The organism is Leyella stercorea, from assembly GCF_019052365.1.
Lineage (GTDB): Bacteria > Bacteroidota > Bacteroidia > Bacteroidales > Bacteroidaceae > Prevotella.
Genome location: NZ_JAHQUY010000146.1, coordinates 1 through 1,861 on the forward strand (window position 1 = coordinate 1; position 1,861 = coordinate 1,861).

The window sequence follows — 1,861 nt, forward strand, 5'->3', positions numbered from 1 at the left end:
ACGACAAGCCCATTGGCAGAATTAAGTATGCACTAAATTAATTCCGCCAACAGGTGTTCTTTAACTAAACATCATGCAGTCATCAAGCCGTTTGTGTATCTATATCAAAATAGATAGTACGAAACAATTCGCTCATGGCTTCAGATATAACAACATTAGTAGAAAAAGCAAAACAAGGTGACGCTGACGCTTTCAGCACATTATACCAAATGTATTATCCTAAGATGAAAGGGGATAGTCATCCCTGTATATAGATATTTTACTGCAAAGAAGAAATTCGTTTCAGAAAATGATGTGAATATAGTTCGAACTCGAAAGCCTAATGAAGACATTACGCCTATACAAAAGAAGCCTAATGTTTCTGTTCGTAGAATACAAAACGCTATTTTGTACTCTAATTATCGAAGTGTTCAACAGGGAAAGAACACTGTAATAACTGTTGGTGATTCGATTAAGGCAAGTCAAAATGTAATAGTCGAAATATCCGATTCTTTGCAGGATAACCAACATATTTTGGCTGATAACAAGCGAGACAGTATCATCACAAAAGATACTGTCTATACACCTATTCCAAACGAGGAAAGATGGATTGCGGATGATACAAAGACGCACAAGAAAAGTAAATGGCAATTGCTCGCAGCTGGTTCTTTGGGTACTACTCTTGCGCAAAATGTTTGTAAGATTATAACAAGTAGCGATGATGATATTACGAGTGAACAACCTTCAAAAAAAATTTTTACTACATGGGAAGAGTATTCTGAATATCTACATCGCTTAACTCCAACTGACCCAACGGCGGAAAATGTTGCAATGATGGATATTGCCGATAATAACAAGGGCAAAATTGAAGAGGTAGAACATCATGACAAACCTATAATATTAGGATTGGCTGTGAACAAGAGCATAGGAAAGCATTGGAGTTTAGAAACAGGACTCCAATACTCTTACTTGAAGTCATATTTTACTTTGGGTACTGGCAATTACCGTGTTGACAAGGAACAAAAGTTGCATTACATCGGTATCCCTGTCAAGCTCTCGTACCAATTCATGGCGTACAAGAAACTGTCGGCTTACGGTTCTGCAGGAGCAAGCATTCAGATACCATTGTCTGGAAAGACATATGCAGACTATGTAGTAGGAGGAAAGTCTGTCTATACAACGGATTGGAAGACAATACCTTCTATACAGTGGGCTGTAAACACTAACATCGGAATACAATATCAATTTGCACCAAAGTTGACTTTGTTTGTTGAGCCAACGCTGAATTGGTACATTCCGAATGGAAGCGAAGTCAAGAATACTTGGACAGAACGTCCATTTACATTGACTGTACCTTTCGGTATTAGGCTCTCTTGGTAAGAATGTCTCAAATTGCATGCAGTCTTTATGACTGATCTGTATCTATATATACAGAAAAGTCAAAAAATAAGATACATGCAAAAAAGACATACAGACAGGAAGATGTATTTCCGTGACTTGGAGATAACATCTAAGGAGTTTTACATCAGCTACTTGTCAGATTTTACGGAACTGACAACATACACCAATGCGGCTTCTCGGTAACAGACCAAAAACTTTGGTTCATCAATCCTCATTACAAGCAGAAGTTCCACCTTACCCCACAACTCTTGCCACATTGGGTCTGGAAGATGAAGTATATCAGAAATTTCTTCACCACTTCATGCTGGTATATATTGACCATAAGCCATAAATAGAACTTACGTTCTTTAGGCAACCATTAAATCTATGAAACAATAAATAAGATATACTTAACCATTTCGGAAAAGCAGACTCCAAAAATCAGTATTGGAATCTGCTTTTCTACTTATATATAAATGTAGGAAAACAGTATGATAGGCTA

The 1,861-nt window shown here is 37.2% G+C and carries 2 protein-coding genes; both read left to right on the plus strand.

All coding sequences use genetic code 11. The features are described 5' to 3' along the window. The first annotated feature begins 294 nt into the window (after positions 1-294). Positions 295-1,359: an outer membrane beta-barrel protein gene (locus KTQ90_RS13990; RefSeq protein ID WP_217318805.1), complete on the plus strand. Its 1,065-nt coding sequence runs from the start codon at positions 295-297 to the stop codon at positions 1,357-1,359. Between the two features lie 75 nt (positions 1,360-1,434). Continuing rightward, positions 1,435-1,563 (plus strand): hypothetical protein, encoded by a 129-nt coding sequence (locus KTQ90_RS13905; RefSeq protein ID WP_302180515.1) that lies wholly within the window; start codon positions 1,435-1,437, stop codon positions 1,561-1,563. Positions 1,564-1,861: the final 298 nt, after the last annotated feature.

Coding starts and splice junctions, on each gene's coding strand:
- KTQ90_RS13905 (WP_302180515.1), top strand. CDS start 1,435: ATGCAAAAAAGACATACAGACAGGAAGATGTATTTCCGTGACTTGGAG.